At 66.4% G+C, this 20,563-nt stretch carries 18 protein-coding genes; 7 read left to right on the top strand and 11 right to left on the bottom strand.

Annotated elements, in window-relative coordinates; genetic code table 11:
- On the bottom strand, positions 1-3,960 hold a 3,960-nt coding region (locus G3N93_RS14800), incomplete at its 3' end, for an ESPR-type extended signal peptide-containing protein (protein ID WP_206133353.1).
- A 1,442-nt stretch (positions 3,961-5,402) separates the two neighbouring features.
- On the opposite strand from G3N93_RS14800, the gene G3N93_RS14795 reads away from it, so the two are divergent.
- Both G3N93_RS14795 and G3N93_RS14790 read left to right on the top strand, forming a co-directional pair.
- The gene (locus tag G3N93_RS14795; RefSeq protein ID WP_011350064.1) at positions 5,403-6,239 is read left to right on the top strand and encodes a response regulator; all 837 of its coding nucleotides are present in this window, start codon (positions 5,403-5,405) and stop codon (positions 6,237-6,239) included.
- Complete coding sequence (locus G3N93_RS14790) at positions 6,232-8,580, top strand: sensor histidine kinase (protein ID WP_206133352.1); 2,349 nt, start codon at positions 6,232-6,234, stop codon at positions 8,578-8,580. The genes G3N93_RS14795 and G3N93_RS14790 overlap by 8 nt, the downstream gene beginning before the upstream one ends.
- Before the next feature lie 48 nt (positions 8,581-8,628).
- Here G3N93_RS14790 and G3N93_RS14785 read toward each other — a convergent pair whose 3' ends face one another.
- From G3N93_RS14785 to G3N93_RS14775, 3 genes are read right to left on the bottom strand one after another with little or no spacing between them, the layout of a single operon-like run.
- On the bottom strand, positions 8,629-9,474 hold the full coding sequence (locus tag G3N93_RS14785; protein ID WP_206133351.1) for a pirin family protein: 846 nt from the start codon (positions 9,472-9,474) through the stop codon (positions 8,629-8,631).
- 35 nt (positions 9,475-9,509) lie between these two features.
- Positions 9,510-10,115, bottom strand: a complete 606-nt coding sequence (locus tag G3N93_RS14780) for an FMN-dependent NADH-azoreductase (RefSeq protein ID WP_174938585.1) — start codon at positions 10,113-10,115, stop codon at positions 9,510-9,512.
- Between the two features lie 21 nt (positions 10,116-10,136).
- Positions 10,137-10,715: a YceI family protein gene (locus G3N93_RS14775; protein ID WP_206133350.1), complete on the bottom strand. Its 579-nt coding sequence runs from the start codon at positions 10,713-10,715 to the stop codon at positions 10,137-10,139.
- A gap of 117 nt (positions 10,716-10,832) precedes the next feature.
- Between G3N93_RS14775 and G3N93_RS14770 the strand changes: the two genes are divergently transcribed.
- A complete protein-coding gene (locus G3N93_RS14770; protein ID WP_206133349.1) occupies positions 10,833-11,756 on the top strand; it encodes a LysR family transcriptional regulator in 924 nt (307 codons plus the stop codon).
- Between the two features lie 37 nt (positions 11,757-11,793).
- On the opposite strand, the gene G3N93_RS14765 is transcribed toward G3N93_RS14770, so the two are convergent.
- The 3 genes from G3N93_RS14765 to G3N93_RS14755 all read right to left on the bottom strand — a co-directional run bounded on the left by G3N93_RS14765 (position 11,794) and on the right by G3N93_RS14755 (position 12,637).
- Complete coding sequence (locus tag G3N93_RS14765; RefSeq protein ID WP_206133348.1) at positions 11,794-11,955, bottom strand: hypothetical protein; 162 nt, start codon at positions 11,953-11,955, stop codon at positions 11,794-11,796.
- Positions 11,956-12,036: 81 nt separating this feature from the next.
- Positions 12,037-12,345, bottom strand: coding sequence for an H-NS histone family protein (locus G3N93_RS14760; protein WP_174933382.1), 309 nt, complete (start codon positions 12,343-12,345; stop codon positions 12,037-12,039).
- A gap of 130 nt (positions 12,346-12,475) precedes the next feature.
- Positions 12,476-12,637: a flagellar transcriptional regulator FlhD gene (locus tag G3N93_RS14755; RefSeq protein WP_241011439.1), complete on the bottom strand. Its 162-nt coding sequence runs from the start codon at positions 12,635-12,637 to the stop codon at positions 12,476-12,478.
- Positions 12,638-13,066: 429 nt separating this feature from the next.
- Here G3N93_RS14755 and galU point away from each other — a divergent pair, with 429 nt between their 5' ends.
- From galU to G3N93_RS14735, 4 genes are all read left to right on the top strand, one after another.
- Complete coding sequence (gene galU / locus G3N93_RS14750) at positions 13,067-13,951, top strand: UTP--glucose-1-phosphate uridylyltransferase GalU (protein WP_174933802.1); 885 nt, start codon at positions 13,067-13,069, stop codon at positions 13,949-13,951.
- A gap of 23 nt (positions 13,952-13,974) precedes the next feature.
- Positions 13,975-14,562 (top strand): phosphatase PAP2 family protein, encoded by a 588-nt coding sequence (locus tag G3N93_RS14745; protein ID WP_206133347.1) that lies wholly within the window; start codon positions 13,975-13,977, stop codon positions 14,560-14,562.
- A gap of 299 nt (positions 14,563-14,861) precedes the next feature.
- A complete protein-coding gene (locus G3N93_RS14740) occupies positions 14,862-16,091 on the top strand; it encodes a hypothetical protein (protein ID WP_374196463.1) in 1,230 nt (409 codons plus the stop codon).
- The gene (locus tag G3N93_RS14735; RefSeq protein WP_206133345.1) at positions 16,088-17,290 is read left to right on the top strand and encodes a sialidase family protein; all 1,203 of its coding nucleotides are present in this window, start codon (positions 16,088-16,090) and stop codon (positions 17,288-17,290) included. Before G3N93_RS14740 ends, G3N93_RS14735 begins: the two co-directional genes overlap by 4 nt.
- Before the next feature lie 42 nt (positions 17,291-17,332).
- Here the strand turns inward: G3N93_RS14735 and G3N93_RS14730 are convergent, their stop codons facing one another.
- From G3N93_RS14730 to kdsA, 4 genes are read right to left on the bottom strand one after another with little or no spacing between them, the layout of a single operon-like run.
- Complete coding sequence (locus G3N93_RS14730) at positions 17,333-18,265, bottom strand: SIS domain-containing protein (RefSeq protein ID WP_174938572.1); 933 nt, start codon at positions 18,263-18,265, stop codon at positions 17,333-17,335.
- Positions 18,246-19,043, bottom strand: a complete 798-nt coding sequence (gene kdsB / locus G3N93_RS14725) for a 3-deoxy-manno-octulosonate cytidylyltransferase (RefSeq protein ID WP_206133344.1) — start codon at positions 19,041-19,043, stop codon at positions 18,246-18,248. The genes G3N93_RS14730 and kdsB overlap by 20 nt, the downstream gene beginning before the upstream one ends.
- Positions 19,027-19,578 (bottom strand): HAD family hydrolase, encoded by a 552-nt coding sequence (locus G3N93_RS14720; protein ID WP_206133343.1) that lies wholly within the window; start codon positions 19,576-19,578, stop codon positions 19,027-19,029. Before G3N93_RS14720 ends, kdsB begins: the two co-directional genes overlap by 17 nt.
- A complete protein-coding gene (gene kdsA / locus G3N93_RS14715) occupies positions 19,575-20,420 on the bottom strand; it encodes a 3-deoxy-8-phosphooctulonate synthase (RefSeq protein ID WP_206121586.1) in 846 nt (281 codons plus the stop codon). The genes G3N93_RS14720 and kdsA overlap by 4 nt, the downstream gene beginning before the upstream one ends.
- Positions 20,421-20,563 lie beyond the last annotated feature (143 nt).

The following is a 20,563-nucleotide window of genomic DNA, read 5'->3' as shown; positions in this document are numbered from 1 at the left end:
GCCGAGCGCGACCGCGTCGGCCTGCGCGGAACTCGCCGCCTGCCCGATCGCGACGCCGCCAGGGGCGGTCTGGTCGACGATCGCACCGTTGCCGATGCCCACGCCGTTGTCGCCGTTGACGACCGTCGTCGGCCCCACCGCGACCGATTCCGCGCCGACGGCGAGCGAATCCGCCGCCGTCGAATTCGCGTGGAAATACTTCTGGCCCGTGACCGCGAACGACTGCAATGCACCGGTGAGCTGCCGCACGGTGACCGCGTCCTGCTGGCCGGTGCCGTCCGCGACGTTGGTGATCTGGCGATACGTCTTGCTGGTCGCGTCGCCGACCGACACCGCGCCGAGCAGCGTCTGGTCCGTCGTGTTGAACGGGATCGCTGCGGTGCCGTTGCGGATGATGCCCGACGCCGGCGTCGTCGCACGGTCGGATACCGAACCCGAACCGAGCGCGATGCTGCCGTCCACCTTCGAGATCGCATTCGGGCCGATCGCGACGCTGTCGACGCCGAGCGCCTGGCTGTCCGGCGCGGTCGAGTTCGCGTGGAAATACTTGATGCCGTGCGCGTTGAGGTTGTCGATCGCCGAGCCGACGTTGTTGTTGATCGTCGTCGAGCCGTCGCTGTTGTACGTCACGTAAGACGGCGCGGAAATCTTCCCGGTCGTCGGATCGTAGGTGGCCCCGCCGCCGATCGCGCCCGCCGTGCTGTTGCCGAGGTTGGTGTTGTTGTTGGCGATCGAGCTGAGGCCGGTCGACAGCGAACCGATGCCCGTCGATGTCGCGGTGGACAGCGACGTCAGGTTGCTGTTCGTGCTCGACAGGCCGGTGGACAGCGAGCCGACGGTCGTCGAGGTCGACGTCGACAGCGACGCGATCGAGCTCGTGGTCGAACTGAGCCCGGTCGACAGCGACCCGATGCTCGTCGAGGTCGCGGTCGACAGCGACGTGACGTTGCTGTTCGTCGTGCTCAGGCCGGTGGACAGCGAACCGACGATCGTCGAGGTCGAGGTCGACAACGACGAGATCGCGCTGGTCGTCGAACTCAGGCCGGTGGACAGCGAGTTGATGCTGGTCGACGTCGAAGTCGACAGCGACGTGACCGTGCTGTTGGTCGAACTCAGGCCCGTGGACAGTGAACTGATGCCCGTCGACGTCGAAGTCGACAGCGACGTCACCGAACTGTTGGTCGAGCTCAGGCCCGTGGACAGCGAACTGATGCCCGTCGACGTCGACGTCGACAGCGACGTCACCGAACTGTTGGTCGAGCTCAGGCCCGTGGACAGCGAACTGATGCCCGTCGACGTCGACGTCGACAGCGAAGCCACCGAGCTGTTGGTCGAACTCAAGCCGGTCGAAGCCGACGTGGACAGTGACGTGATCGCGCTATTGGTCGAAGACAGGCCGGTCGACGTGGACGTCGACAATGAGCTAACAGCGCTGTTCGTCGAACTCAATCCCGTCGACAACGACGTGATGCCTGTCGACGTCGACGTGGACAGCGATGCGATCGAACTGTTGGCCGACGACAGGCCGGTTGAGGTGGACGTCGACAATGACGTCACTGCGCTGTTGGTCGAGCTCAGGCCGGTAGACAGCGAGCTGATACCCGTCGAGGTCGAGGTGGACAGCGACGTCACCGAACTGTTGGTCGAGCTCAAGCCCGTCGACAACGAACTGATGCCGGTCGAGGTCGACGTCGACAGCGACGTGATCGCACTATTGGCCGTCGACAATCCGGTCGACGTGGACGTCGACAATGACGTCACTGCGCTATTGGTCGAACTCAACCCCGTCGACAACGAGTTGATGCCGGTCGAGGTCGACGTCGACAGCGACGTGATCGCGCTATTGGCCGTCGACAATCCGGTCGACGTGGACGTCGACAATGACGTCACCGAGCTGTTGGTCGAACTCAACCCCGTCGACAGCGAGCTGATGCCCGTTGAAGTCGACGTCGAAAGCGACGTAATCGCGCTATTGGCCGTCGACAGGCCCGTCGACGTGGAAGTCGACAACGACGTCACCGAGCTGTTGGTCGAACTCAACCCCGTCGACAGCGAGCTGATGCCCGTCGAAGTCGACGTCGAAAGCGACGTGATCGCACTATTGGCCGACGACAATCCCGTCGACGTCGAAGTCGACAACGAAGTCACCGCGCTGTTGGTCGAGCTCAACCCGGTCGACAACGACGACACCCCCGTCGACAACGAACTGACACTCGACGCCGTCGAAGTCGACAGCGAATTCACCGCCTGATTCGTCGCATCGAGCTGCGACCCGTTGATCGCATCCGTGCTCGTCGAACTGATGCGCCCGGCCGCGACATTGGTGATCTGACGCTCGGTGCCTGCCGCCCCGACGCTGACGACGCTGGTCGGCGTCGTGCCCTTGAACGTGTACGTCACGCCGCCGATCGTCGCGCTTGCGGTCGGATTCGGCGCGGCCGTCGTCGAACCCGAACCGAGCGCGACATCGCCCGCATTGTTCGCGACGGCCGACGCACCGAACGCGACCGCACCGGCCGCCGCGGCCGTCGACGTGTTGCCAAGCGCGAGCGAGCCGGTGCCCTGCGCGATGTTCGAATTGCCGATGGCAACCGCGCCGTCGCCGTTCGCCGTATTGTTCGACCCGGCCGTGACCGCGCCGGTGCCGATCGCGGTGCTCGGGTCGCCGATCGCCACCGCACCGTTGCCGCTGACCGTCTGTCCCAGACCGAGCGCAACGGCACCGAGGCCGCCCAGCACCTTCGAGTTGTTACCCCCGGCAATCGAGCCTGCGCCCGCCGCGGCCGCGACCGAGTTGCTGTCGCCGATCGCCACGGTGGAACCCGCCGCCGCGACGCTGTTGATGCCGATGGCCGTCGCATTCGTCGCCGACGCCGTTGCACCCGGCCCCAGGGCGCTCGCCGACACGCCGCTCGCAAGCGCGAGATTGCCGAGCGCGGTCGCAAACTGCTGCGTCGCGCTCGACTGCACGCCCATCGCGATCGAACTGACGCCGGACGCGTTGGCGTTCAGGCCGAACGCCATCGCGGTATCGGCGCCGGCCGTCGTGGCCGAGCCCAGCGCGATCGAACTGGTGCCGAGCGACTGCGTGCCCGACCCCGGTACGCCGGCGGTCCCGCCCCAGCCGATCGCGATCGACGTCACGCCCTTCGCGCCGCTGTTGATACCCATCGCGATGCTGGAATTCCCGGTCACCAATGAGCCGCTCCCCACGGCGACGCCTGACGCGCCCGTGCTCGTCGCCTGGTTGCCGATCGCGACGTTGCCCGTACCGGTCGCGTGCGTCGCATAGCCGAGCGCGACGCTTTGCGCACCGACCGCGCTCGCCCCGAGCCCGAGCGCGGCCGAGTACTGGCCGGAAGCCAGCGCATTGTTGCCGAGCCCGATGGCCGACACGCCGGTCGCCGCCGCGCCGCTGCCCATCGCCGTCGCCCCGCTTTGCGTCGCACTGGCGAGGTTGCCGATGGCAACCGAGTAATCGCCCGACCCGATCGCCTGCACGCCCATCGATGCGCTGTTGACGCCGGTCGCCTGCGCGTTGATGCCGACGGCCGTCGAGGCGTCACCCATCGCATGCGCGCCCGGGCCGAGTGCCGTGGCCGACACGCCCTGTGCCGTCGACAGGTTGCCCAATGCGGTGGAATTCGTCTGCGCGGCACTCGAGCCGACACCGATCGCGATCGACGAGACGCCGCCAGTGGCCGTGCCGCCATCCGGGTTGTACTGCGCGTGCGCGCCGACATGGAACAGCGCGAGATACGCGGACGCCATCAGCGCGGTGAGCCGCCTGAGCGTCGGAGCCGAAGGCGTGCCCGCGCGCGCCGCGGCTCCTCCGTCCACCGCACGCTCCGGCGTGCCACGCGACGACGCGACGCGCTTGCCGCGCGCACGATCAAGCTCCGAAGCCGCAACCCAGGCTCCCAATGCTTCGTTCCAGATCGACTTGAACGACTTGTTCATCTTGTCTTCCCTCGGTTCTCATGTGCTGGATGACGCAATGGCGAACACGGCAGCCGGCGAGAACGTCCTCTACACATTCCCGTCCGTCTCGCGACGCCCCGCTACTCACTTTGGATCACTAACTAAACAGCCAGGTAACGCTGCACGACACGCGCGATGGATATCGCGATCACGCGACCGCACGCCGCCCGTGCCGGTCGACACGATGCAAGGCGACGATCGCCGGTTATCGAATCATGGAAGCCGACACGGCAAGCCCGGCAGCAAGACGCTGGGCGTGCCGTTCATCCGCACGCGCGTGCGCCATCGCGCCGAACCCGCGACGACCTCGAATCTCATGGGAAAGCGTCACTCGGACGCCAGATGGGCGGAAGCCGGCCCGCACCCGAGGGCGGCCCGCCCTGTTTCATTCAGGAGGAGGATGACGCCATGCGATCCCCGGGACTGAAGCACGCGCTGCCGGTTCGTGCGAACCGGTGCGTTGGCCTGTCATGCCTGCTGTATTCATCGTTTTCGTGCCCGCCTGATTCGAAAGCGCGCCGCGCGCGACCGTCCCCCGATGGATCGAACCCTCGGACGGCCCATGCGCAGCCACTCACCCTTTCCGTCCGGCATTCAAACGCATTTTCCGGATTCCCGGAACAGCATCGATGACTTGCCGGACGACCCCTGCACCGAATTAATCGAGCGAATTTCCTTGACGATTTCGTCTCGACCGGCGCCCCATACCCAACCACACCCCACCACTCACCAACTTCTCTTATATAGCAACGTATTGGGTGAATGATGAAATCTGCTTTATCCTCGTGCCCGCTATTCGTTTGTCGACGCGATCCCATATCATGGGATCGCGCATCAATCAATGTCTCATTGGTATCGCATGCATCGGGATTGAACCTCGGCCTGCGACCCACGCGATCCAGACCGTTTCAAAGAACCGATTCCAGCCGCGCCGGGGCTAGTGTGCGGGCATCCGCCGGAACGAACCTTTTCCAGAGCAGAAAAATACTTTTCCGGAGCGGACGGCATTTGCATTAATACATTCCGGAGCAAATTGCGATTTCCTGACTAACACGATTCCAATCATTCATTGGAAAAAAATTAATCAATCAAACCACATCTACTTCATATTCTTTACATGGAACGCATCAACTTGCGGACGCTAGAAAAATTGATTCCTCACCTGCGGCAATTCAATTTCCTACAAATTAATCCGGAAATAAAGACCGATCATTAAAAATCAATTCGGCACGTTTTTCCGCCCCCATTTCATTTGACGGAACGCCGAGGCGACCGACACGCAACGCCCTGTCGCACAAGCCCCCACGGCGCGCGCGGAATCCTCACAATATGAGCTGTTGTCGGCATATAATTTTTCGCAACAATCGCGCAGACAGCGATGCCTCATCCTGACCGGCTACCCTTCCACCGCATCCGCAACCATGTCATCCCGCTCGTCCAGTTCGGCGTCGCCTCGTCCCACGCCTGATCTTGCTGACGCACATATTCTTGTCGTCGACGATCGCCCGAACGACCTGCGGCTCCTGACCGAAATCCTGCGCGCCGCACGGTGCCGGATCAGCGTCGCGTTCGACGGGCTGCAGGCGTATCACCGCGCCCAGGCGATCGCGCCCGACCTGATCCTGATGGATGTCCGCATGCCGCGCATGGACGGCTTCGCCGCGTGCCGCCTGCTGGCGTCGACGCCTTCGACGCAATCGATCCCGGTCATCATCCTGACGGCCGCGGGCGATCTCGAGGATCGGATCGCCGGGCTCGAAACCGGCGCGATCGACTACATCATCAAGCCGTTCGAGCCGACCGAAGTGCTGGCCCGGATCCGCAATCACCTGAAACGGGCGCGGCGCAGCCAGCCGTTCGCGCATCTGCCCGAGTTGCCCGACAACCCCGATGCGGCCCTCGTGCGCGCGGCGTCCGAGGTCCTGCTGCGCGACCTGCGCCATCCGCCGGCGCTCGAGGAGCTCGCCCGACAGGTCGGCACGCACGAAAAGCGCCTGTCCCGCGTGTTCCGCGACCATCTCGGCCAGACCGTGTTCGAATATCTGCGCGACACGCGCCTGCGCGCCGCGATGCACTTCCTCGCGGAGACGTCGATGGGGATCGGCGACATCGCCGAGGAAATCGGCTTTTCCACGCCCGGCAACTTCGCGACCGCCTTCCGTGAACGCTTCGGCATCACGCCGTCCGACTGGCGGCGCCAGCGCCATGCGGTCAATGCCCCGCCCGCCACACCCGGGGAGCACCACCACGATGTTTAGGCGCCACGCGGCATGGGCAGCCGGATGTCGCGCGATGCTGCTGCTTCTGCTCGCGATGGCCGTCACCTGCGCGACGGCGCGCGCCGCGTCGACGCCGAATCCGGCGCAACTGGACGCCGTGTCGGTATTCGAGGACGCGAGCACCACGATGTCCGCCGATCAGGTCGCCGCACGGCTCGCCGATCCGGTTCATGGCACGCCGGTGGCCGGCACGTCGTCGTTCAACGTCGAATTCTCGCGATCGGCGTGGTGGATTCGCGCCACGCTGACCAACCGCGACAGCGCCGCGCGCCCGCTGGTGCTCGCGATTCGCGACGCGCGCGTCGACCAGGTGGATTTCTATATCGGCCAGAACGGCCGGTGGACACTCGACAGCCGCTTCCCGGCCACCAGCGCCGGCGGTGATGTCGCCGGGCCGCCGTCGCGCTACCCGACGCTCGACGTCACGCTGCGCGCCGGCGAAAGCCTCCCCGTGCTGATCCGCGTCACGTCGCGCAAGGAAATGCGGCTCGCGCCGGCCGCGTTCACGCATGCGGCGTGGGATGCGCTCGAACGGCGCGCGACGATGTGGGACTTCGGCTTCTTCGGCGGGCTGCTCGCGCTCATGTGGTGCGCGCTGCTGGTCGGGTTCTTTTCGCGCAGCGGCGTGTTCCACGTGCTGGCCGCGCTGGCGCTGGGCACGACGCTGTTCGAAGCGGCTTACCGCGGCTATCTGGCGATGGCCTTGCCGCCTGCGCTGCGTGAATGGTCGGCGCGCGGCGAAGTAATCTTCGCGTACCTGGCGGTCTCCTGCTTCATCGTGTTCATCCTGATGGTCGCCCGGCGCGAGCAGACGAAGCTGCCGATGCGCGCAATCTACATGGCGTTCCTCGCGCTCGAAGCCGTCGGCCTGGTCGGCGCCGCGTGCGGCGACCTGCTGACGTTCACGTGGTTCTGCCTGCGGCTGAACGCGCTGGTCGGGATCGTCAACATCAGCCTCGCGCTGATGCTCGCGATCCGCCGGACGCCGACCGGCCGCGTGATGCTGATTGCCATCGCGATCGCCACCTTCAACATGCTGATCCGCGTGCTCGACGGCATGAACACGCTGCCGCCCGCGCTCAACTGGCTGAAATCCGACATCTTCCCGAACCCCGTCATCGCGGTCATCGGTCTCGCCACGCACCTGCTGGTGCTGGCCGCATGGATCCACCACGTCGGCCGCCAGCGCACCGAGGCGAGGAAGCAGCTCGAGCACTGGCAGCTCACCGAACAGGATCGCCTGCGCGACGAAGTCGCACGACGCACGCTCGCGCTCAACGACGCGCTGCAGCAGGTGACGACCCACATGCAGCAGAAGATCGAGACGCTCGGCTACGTCAGTCACGACCTGCGCGCGCCGCTGTCCACGATCAACGGCTACGCGAAGCTGCTGCTGCAAGGCGCGACGCACGGCCAGGCGCGGCTGATCCGGTCGATCGACCGCAGCATCCGCTACCAGCTCACGCTGATCGACGAGCTGCTCGCGTTCACGAAGGCCGAGCTGCAGCCGCTCGGCGTGTCGCCGGATGCAACCGACCTGCCCGGCCTGCTCGACGACATCGGCCACTATGCGGTCGCGCTGTGCGCGCAGCAGGACAACCGGTTCGTCTACCGGCCGGCCACGCCGCTGCCGCGCACGGTGTCGATCGACGGCATGCGGCTGCAGCAGGTGCTGCTCAACCTGCTGTCCAATGCATCGAAGTTCACGCGCGACGGCACGGTCACGCTGTCGATTCATGCCGCGCGCGAAGGCGACATGTGGCGCGTGCGGTTCGAAGTGGCCGATACGGGCATCGGGATCGACATCAGCGGAAACCGCGACATCTTCCGTGCGTACCAGCAGGTGCAGGCCGTGAACGGCGGCACCGGGCTCGGCCTGTTCATCGCGCAGCGCATCGTCGGCGCGATGGGTGGCGAGCTGGCCGTGGCCAGTCAGCCGGGCGTCGGCACGGCCTTCTCGTTCGCGATCGTCGCGCCGGCCGTCGGGCACGCGCTCGTGCCGGTGTCGGAACTCGTCCGGCGGTTTGATCCGGACAGCGATGGCGAACCGGCGCTCCCCGCGCCCGTGATGCCGTGCCCGCCCGACGAGGCGCTCGACCAACTGATCCTGCTGGCCGACAACGGGCAGTTGACCGATATCGAGGAATGGCTCGGCCAGTATGCGGACGAGCCGGATTACGCGACCTTCGTGCAGGACGTGCGCGAACACCTCGATGCACTGGACCTGGACGCGATCGGGAAGCTGGCCGGCTCGCTGAAAGAGGCGCGCGGCGCCGCTACGGCGTTCGACGCCGAAACGGACACCGCCGGGCCGGCCTGAATCCGTCGCGCACCCGGTTCCATACGGACCGGATGCCGCGCGGGCAAATCAGCGCAACGCGCCCTTCGCGCGCAGTTCGTGGCCGATGCGCACGATTTCGCGCTCGCCCTCCACCAGCGCGGCTGCACTCGTGTGCACCGAGTAGTTGCCCAGATGCAGGTCGTGCGGATGCGGGACGGCCGTGCCGACCACGAAGCGCACATCGGTCGCCGCCTCGAATTCGATCGGGGCGTCGGACGCATCGAACACCACCAGTTCGCCCCGCCCGACCGGATCCGGTACGCGCAAGCTGCCGTCCATCACCGCGGCCCAGCCGACGGTGCAGCCCGGCTGCGGCCGGCAGGTCCAGCGTTCGCCGGCCTTGAGCTGCACGACGACGTAGTGCATGCCCGGCGGCGCATCGATCGGGCTGACCGCGTCGCCGCTGCGGCCGAGCAGCACGCGCGCCGGGCCGTCCGACGGGATGTCGGCGATCGACAGGTGCTGACTGAAGGCCGGCGCCAGCTCACGCTCCGGCGGCAACGCGACCCACAGCTGGAACACCTTGACCGGCGGCACGACGGTGCCGGTATGCCAGACTCCGCGCCCGGCGCTCATCCATTCGATGTCGCCCGCGACGGTCGTGCCTTGGTGGCCGGTGGATTCGGCATAGCTGCCTCGACCGTCGATCACGAGCGTGAGCGTGGCGATCCCCGAATGCGGATGCCAGCCGAAGCCCGACCCGAGCGATGCTTGCGTGTCGACCAGATCGAGAAAGACGAACGGCTTGATCATCTCGCCGACGTCGGACGGGCTCACCATCCGCACGATCGGCCCGTGTGCGCGGCCGCGTGTGCGGAAGATGACGTGACGGCCGGCGACGGCAACGTCGGCGGGCTGGGTGGCATGTGACATGGTGATTCTCCGGTGGTCGGCTCGGTCGCGTGGCGTCAGGCCGCGAGCGCGGCCGCCGCTTCCTTCGCCGAGGCGATGGCGCCGCTGCGCAGGTCGGGCCCCATCGCCACGCCTTCCGCACGGATGAACGTGATGTCCGTGATGCCCAGGAACCCGAAAGCCGCTTTCAGATAGGTTTCCTGATGATCGAACGCCGCAGCAGGCGACCCTTCGCTGTACACGCCGCCGCGCGACGATGCGACGACCAGCTTCTTGCCGCCGCACAACCCGACCGGCCCGTTCTCGCCGTAACGGAACGTCGTGCCGGCCACCGAGATGCGGTCGATCCACGCCTTCAGTTGCGACGCGATGCCGAAGTTGTACATCGGTGCGCCGATCACGACGATGTCCGCCGCGAGAAATGCGTCGAGCGCGCGCTGGCCGATCTCGACGTCCGCCTTCAGCGCGTCGGAAATCGGGGCGCCTTGCGCGGCGGCCAGATGGTCCGCCGTCAGATGGCCGATCGGCGTGGCGGCGAGATCGAGGCGCGTGACCGTGAGGCCCGGATCGCGGGCACGGAACGTCGCGACGACTTCCGCCGACAGTTCGCGGCTGACGGAGCCCTGGCCGAGGATGCTGGAATCGATATGGAGCAGGTTCATGCGTGTGTTCTCCGAACGGGATTACTGCTTGAGCGCTTCGGCCGTGATCAGCAGCTTCGTCTTCATCCTGAAGCCGTACTGCTTGCCATAGTCGAGGCCGAAATCGCTGCGGTCGAATTCGCCGACGGCGTCGACACCGCACACTTCACGCTTGAGCATCGGGTGCGGCATGCACTTGAACGAATCGATCTTCAGCGTGACCGGCTTCGTGACGCCATGCAGCGTCAGGTTGCCGACCACCGACACCGGCTTGTCGCCGTCGAACTTGATCGCGCCCTTGTAGTTCGCCTGCGGGAACTTGGCGACGTCGAAGAACTCGGCCGTCTGCAGATGCTCGTCGAGCTTCGTGCTGCCGGTGTGGATCGACGCGATGTCGGTCGTCACGTCGACCGTACCCGTCTTTGCCGCGCGGTCGAGCGTCACGGTGCCGCTCGACTTGTCGAACTTGCCGCGCCAGACCGACACGCCGCCCATGTGGTCGGCCTCGAAGCTCGGGTACGTGTGGCTCGGGTCGAACTGGTAGGTCGTGCTTTCGGCAAAGGCCGACAGCGACAGCGAAGCGGCCAGTGCGCCCGCTGCAATCATCCAATGCTTCTTCAACTCTTTCTCCCTGGAACGTAAAGGTTCGTCTGTAGTGTGAGAGGAGTATGGCGATGGAAGCTGCTTTACACTAGACGGATAAATAGGATTTGATTAATCCATTTTTGGAGGAATCCGATGCTCGATCTGAATGACCTCGCGCTGTTCGTCCAGGTCGTCCGCGCCGGCAGCTTCTCGGAGGCCGCGCGCCGCCTGCGCATGCCGGCGAATACGCTGAGCCGGCGCATCGACCAGCTCGAGGGGCAGCTCGGCACGCGCCTGTTGCATCGCTCGACCCGCAAGCTCGCGCCGAGCACCGAGGGACAGGCGCTGTTCGAGCGTTATGCGCCGGCGCTCGACCGGATCTTCGAGATCGAGCGGCTGCATGCGGACGGGCAGGAACCGTCCGGCACGGTGCGCGTGACCGCGATGGCCGGCCTGTTCGAAATTTTCCGGCTGGAATGGCTGGCGGAGTTCTATGCGCGCTATCCGCAGATCAGCATCGACTTCCTGCTCGACGACACGCCGTCCGACCTGATCGGCGAGCGCATCGACCTGGCCTTGCGCATGGGGATCGAGACCGGCGGCAGCTTCCGCGTGCGCCGGATCGCACCGGGCACGATGATCCTCGCCGCCAGCCCCGCGTATCTGGAACGGCGCGGGGCGCCGCGCACGCCGCGCGACCTGGCCGACCACGACTGCCTGACGGTGTCCGGCCGCCAGGGCCGCAGCATGTGGCGCCTGCAAGGGCCGCGCGGCACCCAGGAAATCTCGATCGACAGCCGCTTCTCGGTCAACGACATGCGCGTGGTGGTGCAGGCCTGCATCGCCGGGCTCGGGGTCGCGCTGCTGCCGCAGTTGCTCGCGGAACCGGGCATCGAGCAGGGCAAGCTGGTGCGCGTGCTGCCTTCTTATCGACGGTCGAGCAGCGACCTCGGGCTGCAACTCGTCTATACGAGCCGGCCGCCGTTGGCTCCCGCGGTCACGGTGTTTGCAGACTTCCTGCTGGAAAAGCTGGGCGAAGCAATGCCCGGGCAGTTGAAGAATGCTGCTGGTCGATAACGGTTCGTAGCTGCGACGGCAGCGCCGACGTCGCGGTTCAGCGACGATCCGCGAGTTGTTCGCTCGGTTCGCTCTGTTCGCTCGGTTCGCTCGGTTCGCTGAGTTCGCTGAGTTCGCTCAGTTCGCTCAGTTCGCTCGGTTCGCGCAACTGCGTGGCGGCGACGACGGCGTCGATCGCCCACGGCAACGCGCCATCCAACAGCCGACAATCAGCAGACGCCCCGTTCGCCAGATCGACGATTTCGCCGTACTCGCCGCCGCCCGCTTTGCCGTTACGCGCTCAACCGGCGTTGCGCTCGATCAGGAAGCGTTCCCGGCGCCCACCCTTGATCCAGCCAGGCTCGCGACCGCGCCCGTTCCAGGTCGCGCCGGTCTTCGGATCGCGATACCTGGGCACCGACGCGGTCCCTCGCGCGCCCCTCTTTCCGGTGCCGCCCGGGCGGCCGAATATCTGACTCGCGGTCAGCCCGTATTCGGCGACACGGTTGCGAACCTCCTGTATGACGACCTCGAGTTCGGCGAGCCGCGCTTCCTCGACACGCTTCATCAACTCGTCGGCTTGCGCCTTCAATTCGCGATAACCGGACATGCACTTCCTCCACACTTTCATTGCGTTATAAAAGACCGAATGCGCGCGACCGTCGTGGCGCCGGCGATGCGCAACACGGTGTCGCGACTCGCGAAGCCGGAACGTCCATTCGGGAAACCCGGAAAAAGGATCACGCGCGCCCCGGCGCGTGCTCGATGCGAAATTCACAGAACAACTCGCCGCTCGCCGCAATTGCCTCGATCTGATCCGGCGTCAATGTCACGATGGACGCGGCAATGTCGTCCGAGATACCCAGTTGCCGCTTGCCCTGCTCGTAATCGGCACGCAACATGCGCTGCGCCAACACGAGATAGGCGCGGTTGAATTCCGCGATTGCATCAAAGATATCGCCCTGTCCGGTCATGGCCGCTCCCGAGCCGACGGCGGTTCCGTGGCCGCCAAGCGCGGCGCCGCGACCGTTCCGTCCAATAGTAGATGCCCGAATCTATGTCATGCGGCCGGCGTCATCCCGACAATTCCTAGATGGCATCCGACACACTGGAAACCGGCATTCGCATTTCGCGAATCGACATTCATCTCTGGCGGATTCAGCCTAGATTCGGTCACCTCCCGAAACCCGAACGCCTCTACGATTTTCCGACGGCGCGCGGACCCGTTCGCGCGATCGGCGCAGCGCCGGCGACCGACGACGGTATTCGCGCGTCGCCGCCTGCCATCGGCATTGTTGGTAACAGTCCTGAACGGATGGAATCCGAAAATCATGTTGAAAGTGACGAAAGCCGTATTTCCGGTTGCCGGTCTCGGCACGCGATTTCTGCCTGCGACCAAGGCCAGCCCGAAAGAGATGCTGCCTGTCGTGGACAAACCGCTCATTCAATATGCGGTCGAAGAAGCCATCGACGCCGGCATCACCGAAATGATCTTCGTGACCGGCCGCAGCAAGCGGGCGATCGAAGACCACTTCGACAAATCCTATGAGATCGAGGCCGAACTCGAAGCGCGCGGCAAGGAAAAACTGCTGTCGCTCGTGCGCAGCATCAAACCGAGCCACGTCGACTGCTTCTACGTGCGCCAGGCCGAAGCACTGGGGCTCGGCCATGCCGTGCTGTGCGCGGAAAAGCTCGTCGGCGACCAGCCGTTCGCGGTGATCCTCGCCGACGACTTGCTGGACGGCCCCACGCCCGTGCTGCGCCAGATGATCGACGTATTCGATCACTATCACGCGTCGGTGATCGGCGTGGAGGAAATCGCGCCCGAGGCATCGAAATCCTATGGCGTCATCGACGGCAAGCGCTGGGAGGACAACCTCTTCAAGCTGTCCGGAATCGTCGAGAAACCGGAGCCCGCGAAGGCGCCGTCGAATTTCGGCGTGGTCGGCCGCTACGTGCTGAAGCCGAAGGTGTTCGAACATCTGCGTGCATTGCGGCCGGGCGCCGGCGGCGAACTGCAGTTGACGGACGCGATCCAGTCGCTGCTGACCGACGAGCAGGTGCTCGCGCATCGCTACGACGGCACGCGCTTCGATTGCGGCAGCAAGCTCGGCTATCTGAAGGCGACGGTCGAGTTCGCGTTGCGTCACCCGGAAGTGGCCGCGGATTTCGAGAGTTATCTGGCCATGCGCCTGTCGGCGCTGCAGGCCGCCTGAGCGCGGCTGTCGGGAACGCAGTCATGTGGGCGGCCGTCAGCGATCTCGGCGACGCGGCATTGACCCTGCCGCTTGCCGTCGCGTGCATCGTCTGGCTGACGCGCTCGAACGCCGGGCGGCATGGAGCGGCGGCATGGACGCTGATGCTGGCCGCGGGCATGGCGCTGGTCGGCGCCACCAAGTTGCTGTATGCCGGCTGCGGCATCCAGGTTCGCGCGCTCGATTTCCGCGTGATCAGCGGACACACGATGCTGGCGTCGGCGGTATGGCCGATGACCTGCGCATTTGCGCTGGCCGGCTGCACGCCGATCCGGCCGGGCACGTCGCTGTCGCTCGGGCTGGCGCTCGGTGCGCTGATCGGCGTCGCCCGCGTGTTCGACGATGCGCATACGCCGTCGGAAGTCGTCGCCGGCTGGATCGTCGGCTCCATGGTCGCGCTGTCGTTCGTGCGGCGGCACGGTGCACCGCGCGTCGACGCCCGGTATCGCCTGCTCGCCACCGGTTCGCTGCTTGCCGTGTCGGCCGTCGCCTATGGCCGTCACGCGCCGATCCAGGCCGCGATCGAGCTGTACTCGCCATTTCTGTGCGGGCGCTTCGTCATGCCACCCTGACGGTCGCGGCTCCGCGTGACCGTGCCGTGCCGTGCGACGACGCGAAGTGTCCGCTCGACCGGCGGGCGCGCGCCCGATCCGTGTGGCCGATCCCGCCGAAAAAAGACAGAACCTCGCCGCGATCGGACAACCGGGCTCGCCCGGCCGTCCAGCCATCTATGCTTGTTCGCCTGAATGCGCGCCCGCCGTCCCGCACCGCGGGCGCGCATGCCTCGTGCGAACCGGCGAGCCCGCCCTGACTGACGGGCGTCCCGCCCATGTCGCACGGCCACTCGCCGCGCAGCGCCGGAACGGCCGGCATGCGGCACATCCGGATTCCCCGATCGGGCGCACGCATGTCGACCTTGCTATTTTCAGCCAGCGTACTGTTCTTCTCCCTCAATGCGTTCAGCGTACGGGCGACCTTCGTCGCGTACTTCCTGCTCTGCGCGCTCGCGTTTCTCCGGGCGCCGACCTTGATGACGCGCCAGCGGCACCTGTTTCCGGTTTGCGCGTACTGGCTGATCAGCACCTGTGTCGCGTTCATCCTGTCCGCGTTCGGCGATTTCTACGTGAACTTCTACATCAAGTTCCTGCTGATCCAGACGTATATCGCGCTGAGCTACTGGATGTTTGCCGGCGGCGTACTCACGCGGCACTCGCTCGACGTGGCGTGCAGGACGCTGATTTACGTCCACGCCGCGTTCTTCACGTTTCAACTCGTCTACTACCTCGCGACCGGCAACTTCATCGACTTCGACAGCTATATCCGCGAATCCGACTCCGAAGCGCTCTACGCGACCAAGGCACTGAGCGACAGCCTGATTTCGATCCGCGCGTTGGGCCTGTATTCCGAACCGTCCTTCTATGCGATGACCGTCGTGCCGAGCGCGGTGATCCTGCTGCTGTCGCAGCGACGCATGACGCTCGCGCCGATCGTTGGGTTCGCCACCGCACTGCTCAGCTTCTCGGTCGCATCGATGGCCGTATGCGCGGCGCTGTGCGGGCTGCACGTCCTCACCGGGCGCGGGCGGCTGCGGACCCGGATCGCCGTCATCGTCATCGCGCTCGCCTGCATGCCATGGCTCTACAGCGTGTACGACCAGCGCGTCAACCAGTCCGTCGACTACGATGCGGTCGGCAGCCGGACGCTGGTGCTGACCGAACTGACCGAGCGCGACGCGGTCGCCGGCGTGTTCGGCGGCGGCCTGTTCTGGGACGAACGGAACAACGTCGGGAAAACGCACCTGCGCGGCTACCAGGTGCGGGACAGCTCGTTCTACATCTACCTCGTGTTCGCCGCGGGCGCCGGCGGTTTCGCCGCGTTCTTCGGTACGCTGTTCGTGCTGTTTCGTCGCAAGGGCAGACGGAAATACCTGCTCTATCTGTTGCCGATCCTGCTGTTCAAGTATCACGTCCTCTATGGCATGCTCTGGCTCACCCTCCTGCTGTTCGTCGTGCTGGCCGACCAGGACGCGCCACGCAGGCGCATCGTCAAGCGCCCGGGCCCGAGCGCGTCCGGCGGCACACCGCTGGTACACATGACATGACCTCATTCCGATATCCGCCGTCCCTGGTCGCGGCGACGCGGTCGCTCCTCGCGGCGCTGTGCGTGTGCGGCACGGTGACGGCATCGCACGCCGAGCCCGTGCCCGCGCCGCCGGGCCAGGTCGTCGCGCACAGCCGGGCGGCCACGCGCGTCTATCTCGGCTCGCCGTCGCTGGCCGTGCTGCCGAACGGCGACTATGTCGCGACGTTCGACACGTTCGGCGCCGCCGCATCGCAAAACCACGTGTCCGTGTTCACGTCGCACGACAAAGGCGCGACGTGGTCCAGGCTCGGCGACGTGCCGGATCAATACTGGTCGTCGCTGTTCGTGCTGAACGGCGCGCTGTACCTGATGGGCACCAACCGCTCGATGGGCACGCCGTCCATTCGCCGATCCGACGACGGCGGCGCAACCTGGACCACACCGGTCGATGCGGCCACCGGGATGCTGCCGTATCCCGGCCGCTATATCACCGGGCCGGTTCCGGTGCTCGTCGACCGCGGGCGGGTCTGGCGCGCGTACGAAAGCGTCGAGGACGGCGACCTGCGCGCGCTGGTGATGTCCGCGCCCGCCGATCGCGATCTGCTCGATGCGCGCAACTGGCGCGCGTCCGTTCATCTGCCGTCGGACAAGCGCTGGCTCGACGGCAAGTTCGAATCGTGGGAAGAAGGCAACGTCGTCGGCAGGCCAGGCGCTGCACCCGCCGTCATGCTTCGCGTGAATACCGCGAACGGCCCGGAGAAGGCCGCGCTGGTCGCGACCGGCGGGGACGGCCGGACGCTGTCGTTCGACCCGGCGCGCGACTTCGTCGACCTGCCGGGCGCCGGAAAGAAATTCACGATTCGCTTCGACCCGCGGTCGAAACAGTACTGGACGATCACAAACGCGGTGCCGAAAAGCGTCGGCCAGGCGAACCTCGAGCGCGTCCGCAACACGCTGGTGCTGTTGTCCTCCGCCGATCTCAGGCAGTGGACCGCCCGGCGGGTCCTGCTGCAACACGCCGACGCAAAACGGCACGGCTTCCAGTACGTCGACTGGCAATTCGACGGCGACGACCTCGTCGCGGTGCTCCGCGTCGCGTTCGACGACCCGGAAGGCGGTGCAGCGAGCCAGCACGACTCGAATTTCATTACGTTCCTGCGCGTCCCCCGCTTTCGCCAGGACGCCGCATCCAGGGCGCTGACGCAAAGCCTGCAGTAGCACGCCGCCGCCCGCGCACGGGCGCGCGTCGAGCGCCCGCGCCTACTTCTTGAATACGCCGACGATGCGTGTGCCGTCGGACACCAGCAACGCGCCGATCCGCTGCTGCTGCATCAGCAGCAACGCATCCTCGACCCGCGTGCCGGGCGGCACCGTGGACGGCTCGATCGACATCAGGTCGGCCGCCGTGCGCCGCAGGACGCCATCGCCGTGCCGCTCGATCGCGCGGCGGACATCGCCGTCGGTCACGATGCCCCAGCCGGTGTCCCGCTTCACGATGGCGAGCCCGAGCCGCCCGCGCGTCATCGCGTCCAGCACGTCGAGCGTCGACGTGTCCTCCGTCACGAACGGCAGGTCCCCGCACGCCATTTCGTCGTCGACGGTGGACAGCAACCGGCGGCCGAGCGAGCCGCCGGGATGGAAGCGTGCGAAGTGTTCGGGCTGGAAACCGCGCGCCCGCATCAGCGTGACCGCCAGTGCATCGCCCATCGCGAGCGTCGCCGTCGTCGACGCGGTCGGCGCGAGCTGCAGCGGGCACGCCTCGCGTTCGACGCCAATGTCGAGATGGACCCGCGCGGCGCTCGCGAGCGTCGACGACGGATTGCCGGTCAGCGCGATCAGGTCGTTGCCGTTGTTCCGCAGGAACGGAATCAGCTTGATCACCTCGTCGGTTTCCCCCGAATTCGAGATCGCGAGAAACGTATCGTCCGGCGTCACCATGCCCAGATCGCCGTGATAGGCCTCTCCCGGATGCATGAAGAAGCCGGGCGTCCCCGTACTCGACAGCGTCGCGGCGATCTTCCGGCCGACGATACCGGACTTGCCCATGCCGCACACGACGACGCGGCCGCGCGACCCGAGGATGGTCTCGACCGCCGCGTCGAAATTCGCGTCGAGACGCGCGGCGACGCCGGCCAGTGCCCGCGATTCGATCTCGAAGACCTGCCGGGCGGATTCAATATGGTTCTGTCTCATCTTGGGTTTGCCGTTTGAGAAGGGAGACGACGCGAGCCACGTCGTCGGGCGTATCGACGCCGGCCGGCGGCGCATCGGGCCAGCGCATCACGTCGATCGGCATGCCGAGCCACAGTGCGCGCAACTGCTCGAGCTGCTCCAGCTGCTCGAGTTCGCAGGGCGCGGTATGCGCCAGTGCCTGCAACGCTGCATTGGCATAACCGTACAGACCGATATGCCGCAGGTGCCCGCCGAGGTGCGCACCCGCCGGCCGGCCGTCGCGACAGAACGGGATCGCCGCGCGCGAGAAGTACAGCGCACGGCCGCGGCGATCGACGACGAGCTTGACGATGCCTGGTTCGTCGAGCAGCGCGGCATCGCCGATCGGGCACGCCACCGTCGCGATGCCGAGGTCCGGCGCCGCCACGCAGAAACCTGCGAAGGCCTTCAGCAGCGTCTCGGGAACGAGCGGCTCGTCGCCCTGCACGTTGAGCACCACGTCGGTGTCGGGCCAGCCGGACGCACGCGCGAGTTCCGCCGCGCGGTCGGTGCCCGACGCATGATGGGCGCCGGTCATCGCGAAGCGGATGCCGCGCGCGTCGAGCGCTTCCGCGATGCGCGCGTCGTCGATCGCGACGACGATGTCCGCACCGGGCAGCGCGCGGCTCACACGGGTATGCACGCGGGCGATCATCGGCTCGCCGTCCAGGTCGACGAGCGGCTTGCCCGGCAGGCGGGTCGAACCGTACCGGGCCGGAATCACGACATGAAGCGGGCGCCCGTTATTGAATGACGTCATGACCGCTCCATTGTTCGAGCAACGGCCGGTATGCATCGTCGAGCGACAAGCCCGCGCCGATCAACACATGTTCGGCCACCTCGCGCGCCACGCCGCGGCCGCCGGCCGTGCCGGCGACATGATCGACGCGCGCCCGGACGAGGTGATGCGCGTCGGCCGGCGCATACGACACGCCGACGCGTTCGATGACCGGCAGATCGTTCACGTCGTCGCCAACATACGCGATCTCGCGGTCGTCGATCCGCTCCCGCGCCTTGATGTCCGCGTAGCCGGCCGCCTTGTCGTCGCACCCGGTCACCAGCACGTCGACGCCGAGCTGCGCCGCCCGCCACGCCAGCGCGCCGCTGTGCTTGCCCGACAGGATGCCGCTGCGGATGCCGTGCGCGCGCAGCAGCGCCACCGCCACGCCGTCGTGCGCGTGAAAGCGCTTCATGACCTCGCCGTCGGCCGTCACGTGCAACGTGCCGTCGGTCAGCACGCCGTCGACGTCGAACAGCACCAGGCGCACGGGCCCGCGATACGTCGCGCCGCTCACCGGATATCGAGCGGCGGAAACCGCTTGACCAGATCGTCCACCGCCTTGACCTGCTGCAGGAACGCGTCGAGTTGCGCGAGCGGCAGCGCGCTCGGGCCGTCGCAGCGCGCGTGGTCGGGCTCCGGATGCGCTTCGAGGAACAGGCCGGCCAGCCCGACCGCCATCCCGGCGCGCGAGAGATCGAGCACCTGGCGCCGCCGGCCGCCCGATGCGGCGCCGTGCGGATCGCGCATCTGGAGGCTGTGCGTGACATCGAAGATCACCGGGCAGTCGCCCGTCGCGTCGCGCATCTGGCGGAACCCCAGCATGTCCACGACGAGATTGTCGTAGCCGAAGGACGCCCCGCGCTCGCACAGGATCACCTTGTCGTTGCCGGCTTCACGACACTTCGATACGACGTGCTCGATCTGCGTCGGGCTCATGAACTGCGGCTTCTTGATGTTGACCGCGTTGCCGGTCCGCGCGATCGCGACCACGAGATCCGTCTGGCGCGCGAGGAACGCCGGCACCTGCAGCACGTCCACGACGTGCGAGGCCGGTTCGGCCTGCCACACCTCGTGCACGTCCGTGATCACGGGTACGCCAAACCGCAACTTGATCTCTTCGAAGATCCTGAGCCCCTCGTCGAACCCGACGCCGCGATACGAGTGGATCGACGAGCGGTTCGCCTTGTCGAAGGAAGCCTTGAACACCAGCGGAATGCCGAGGCGGCGCGTGACTTCCACATAGCGGCTGCAGACGTACAGCGTGAACTCGACGCTCTCGAGCACGTTGAGGCCGCCGAAGAGCACGAACGGCAAGCTGTTGCCGACCGTGACGTCCGGCGTAATCGAAACATTCATACAGTTCTCCACGAAATTGAATCGGCGTCGAGCGCCGGCGGACACCGCCCGATCGCGCTGCCGGCGACAACGGTCAACGGGCGGCCCAGGCCGCATAGAGCGGCGCGAGCTCTCCATACAGGCGTTCCTCGCCGAAGCGCACG

This window comes from Burkholderia sp. Se-20378, assembly GCF_017104665.1.
GTDB lineage: Bacteria > Pseudomonadota > Gammaproteobacteria > Burkholderiales > Burkholderiaceae > Burkholderia > Burkholderia lata.
Note: the sequence above shows the minus strand (reverse complement) of the source record. Positions and strands in the feature narration are given on the sequence as shown.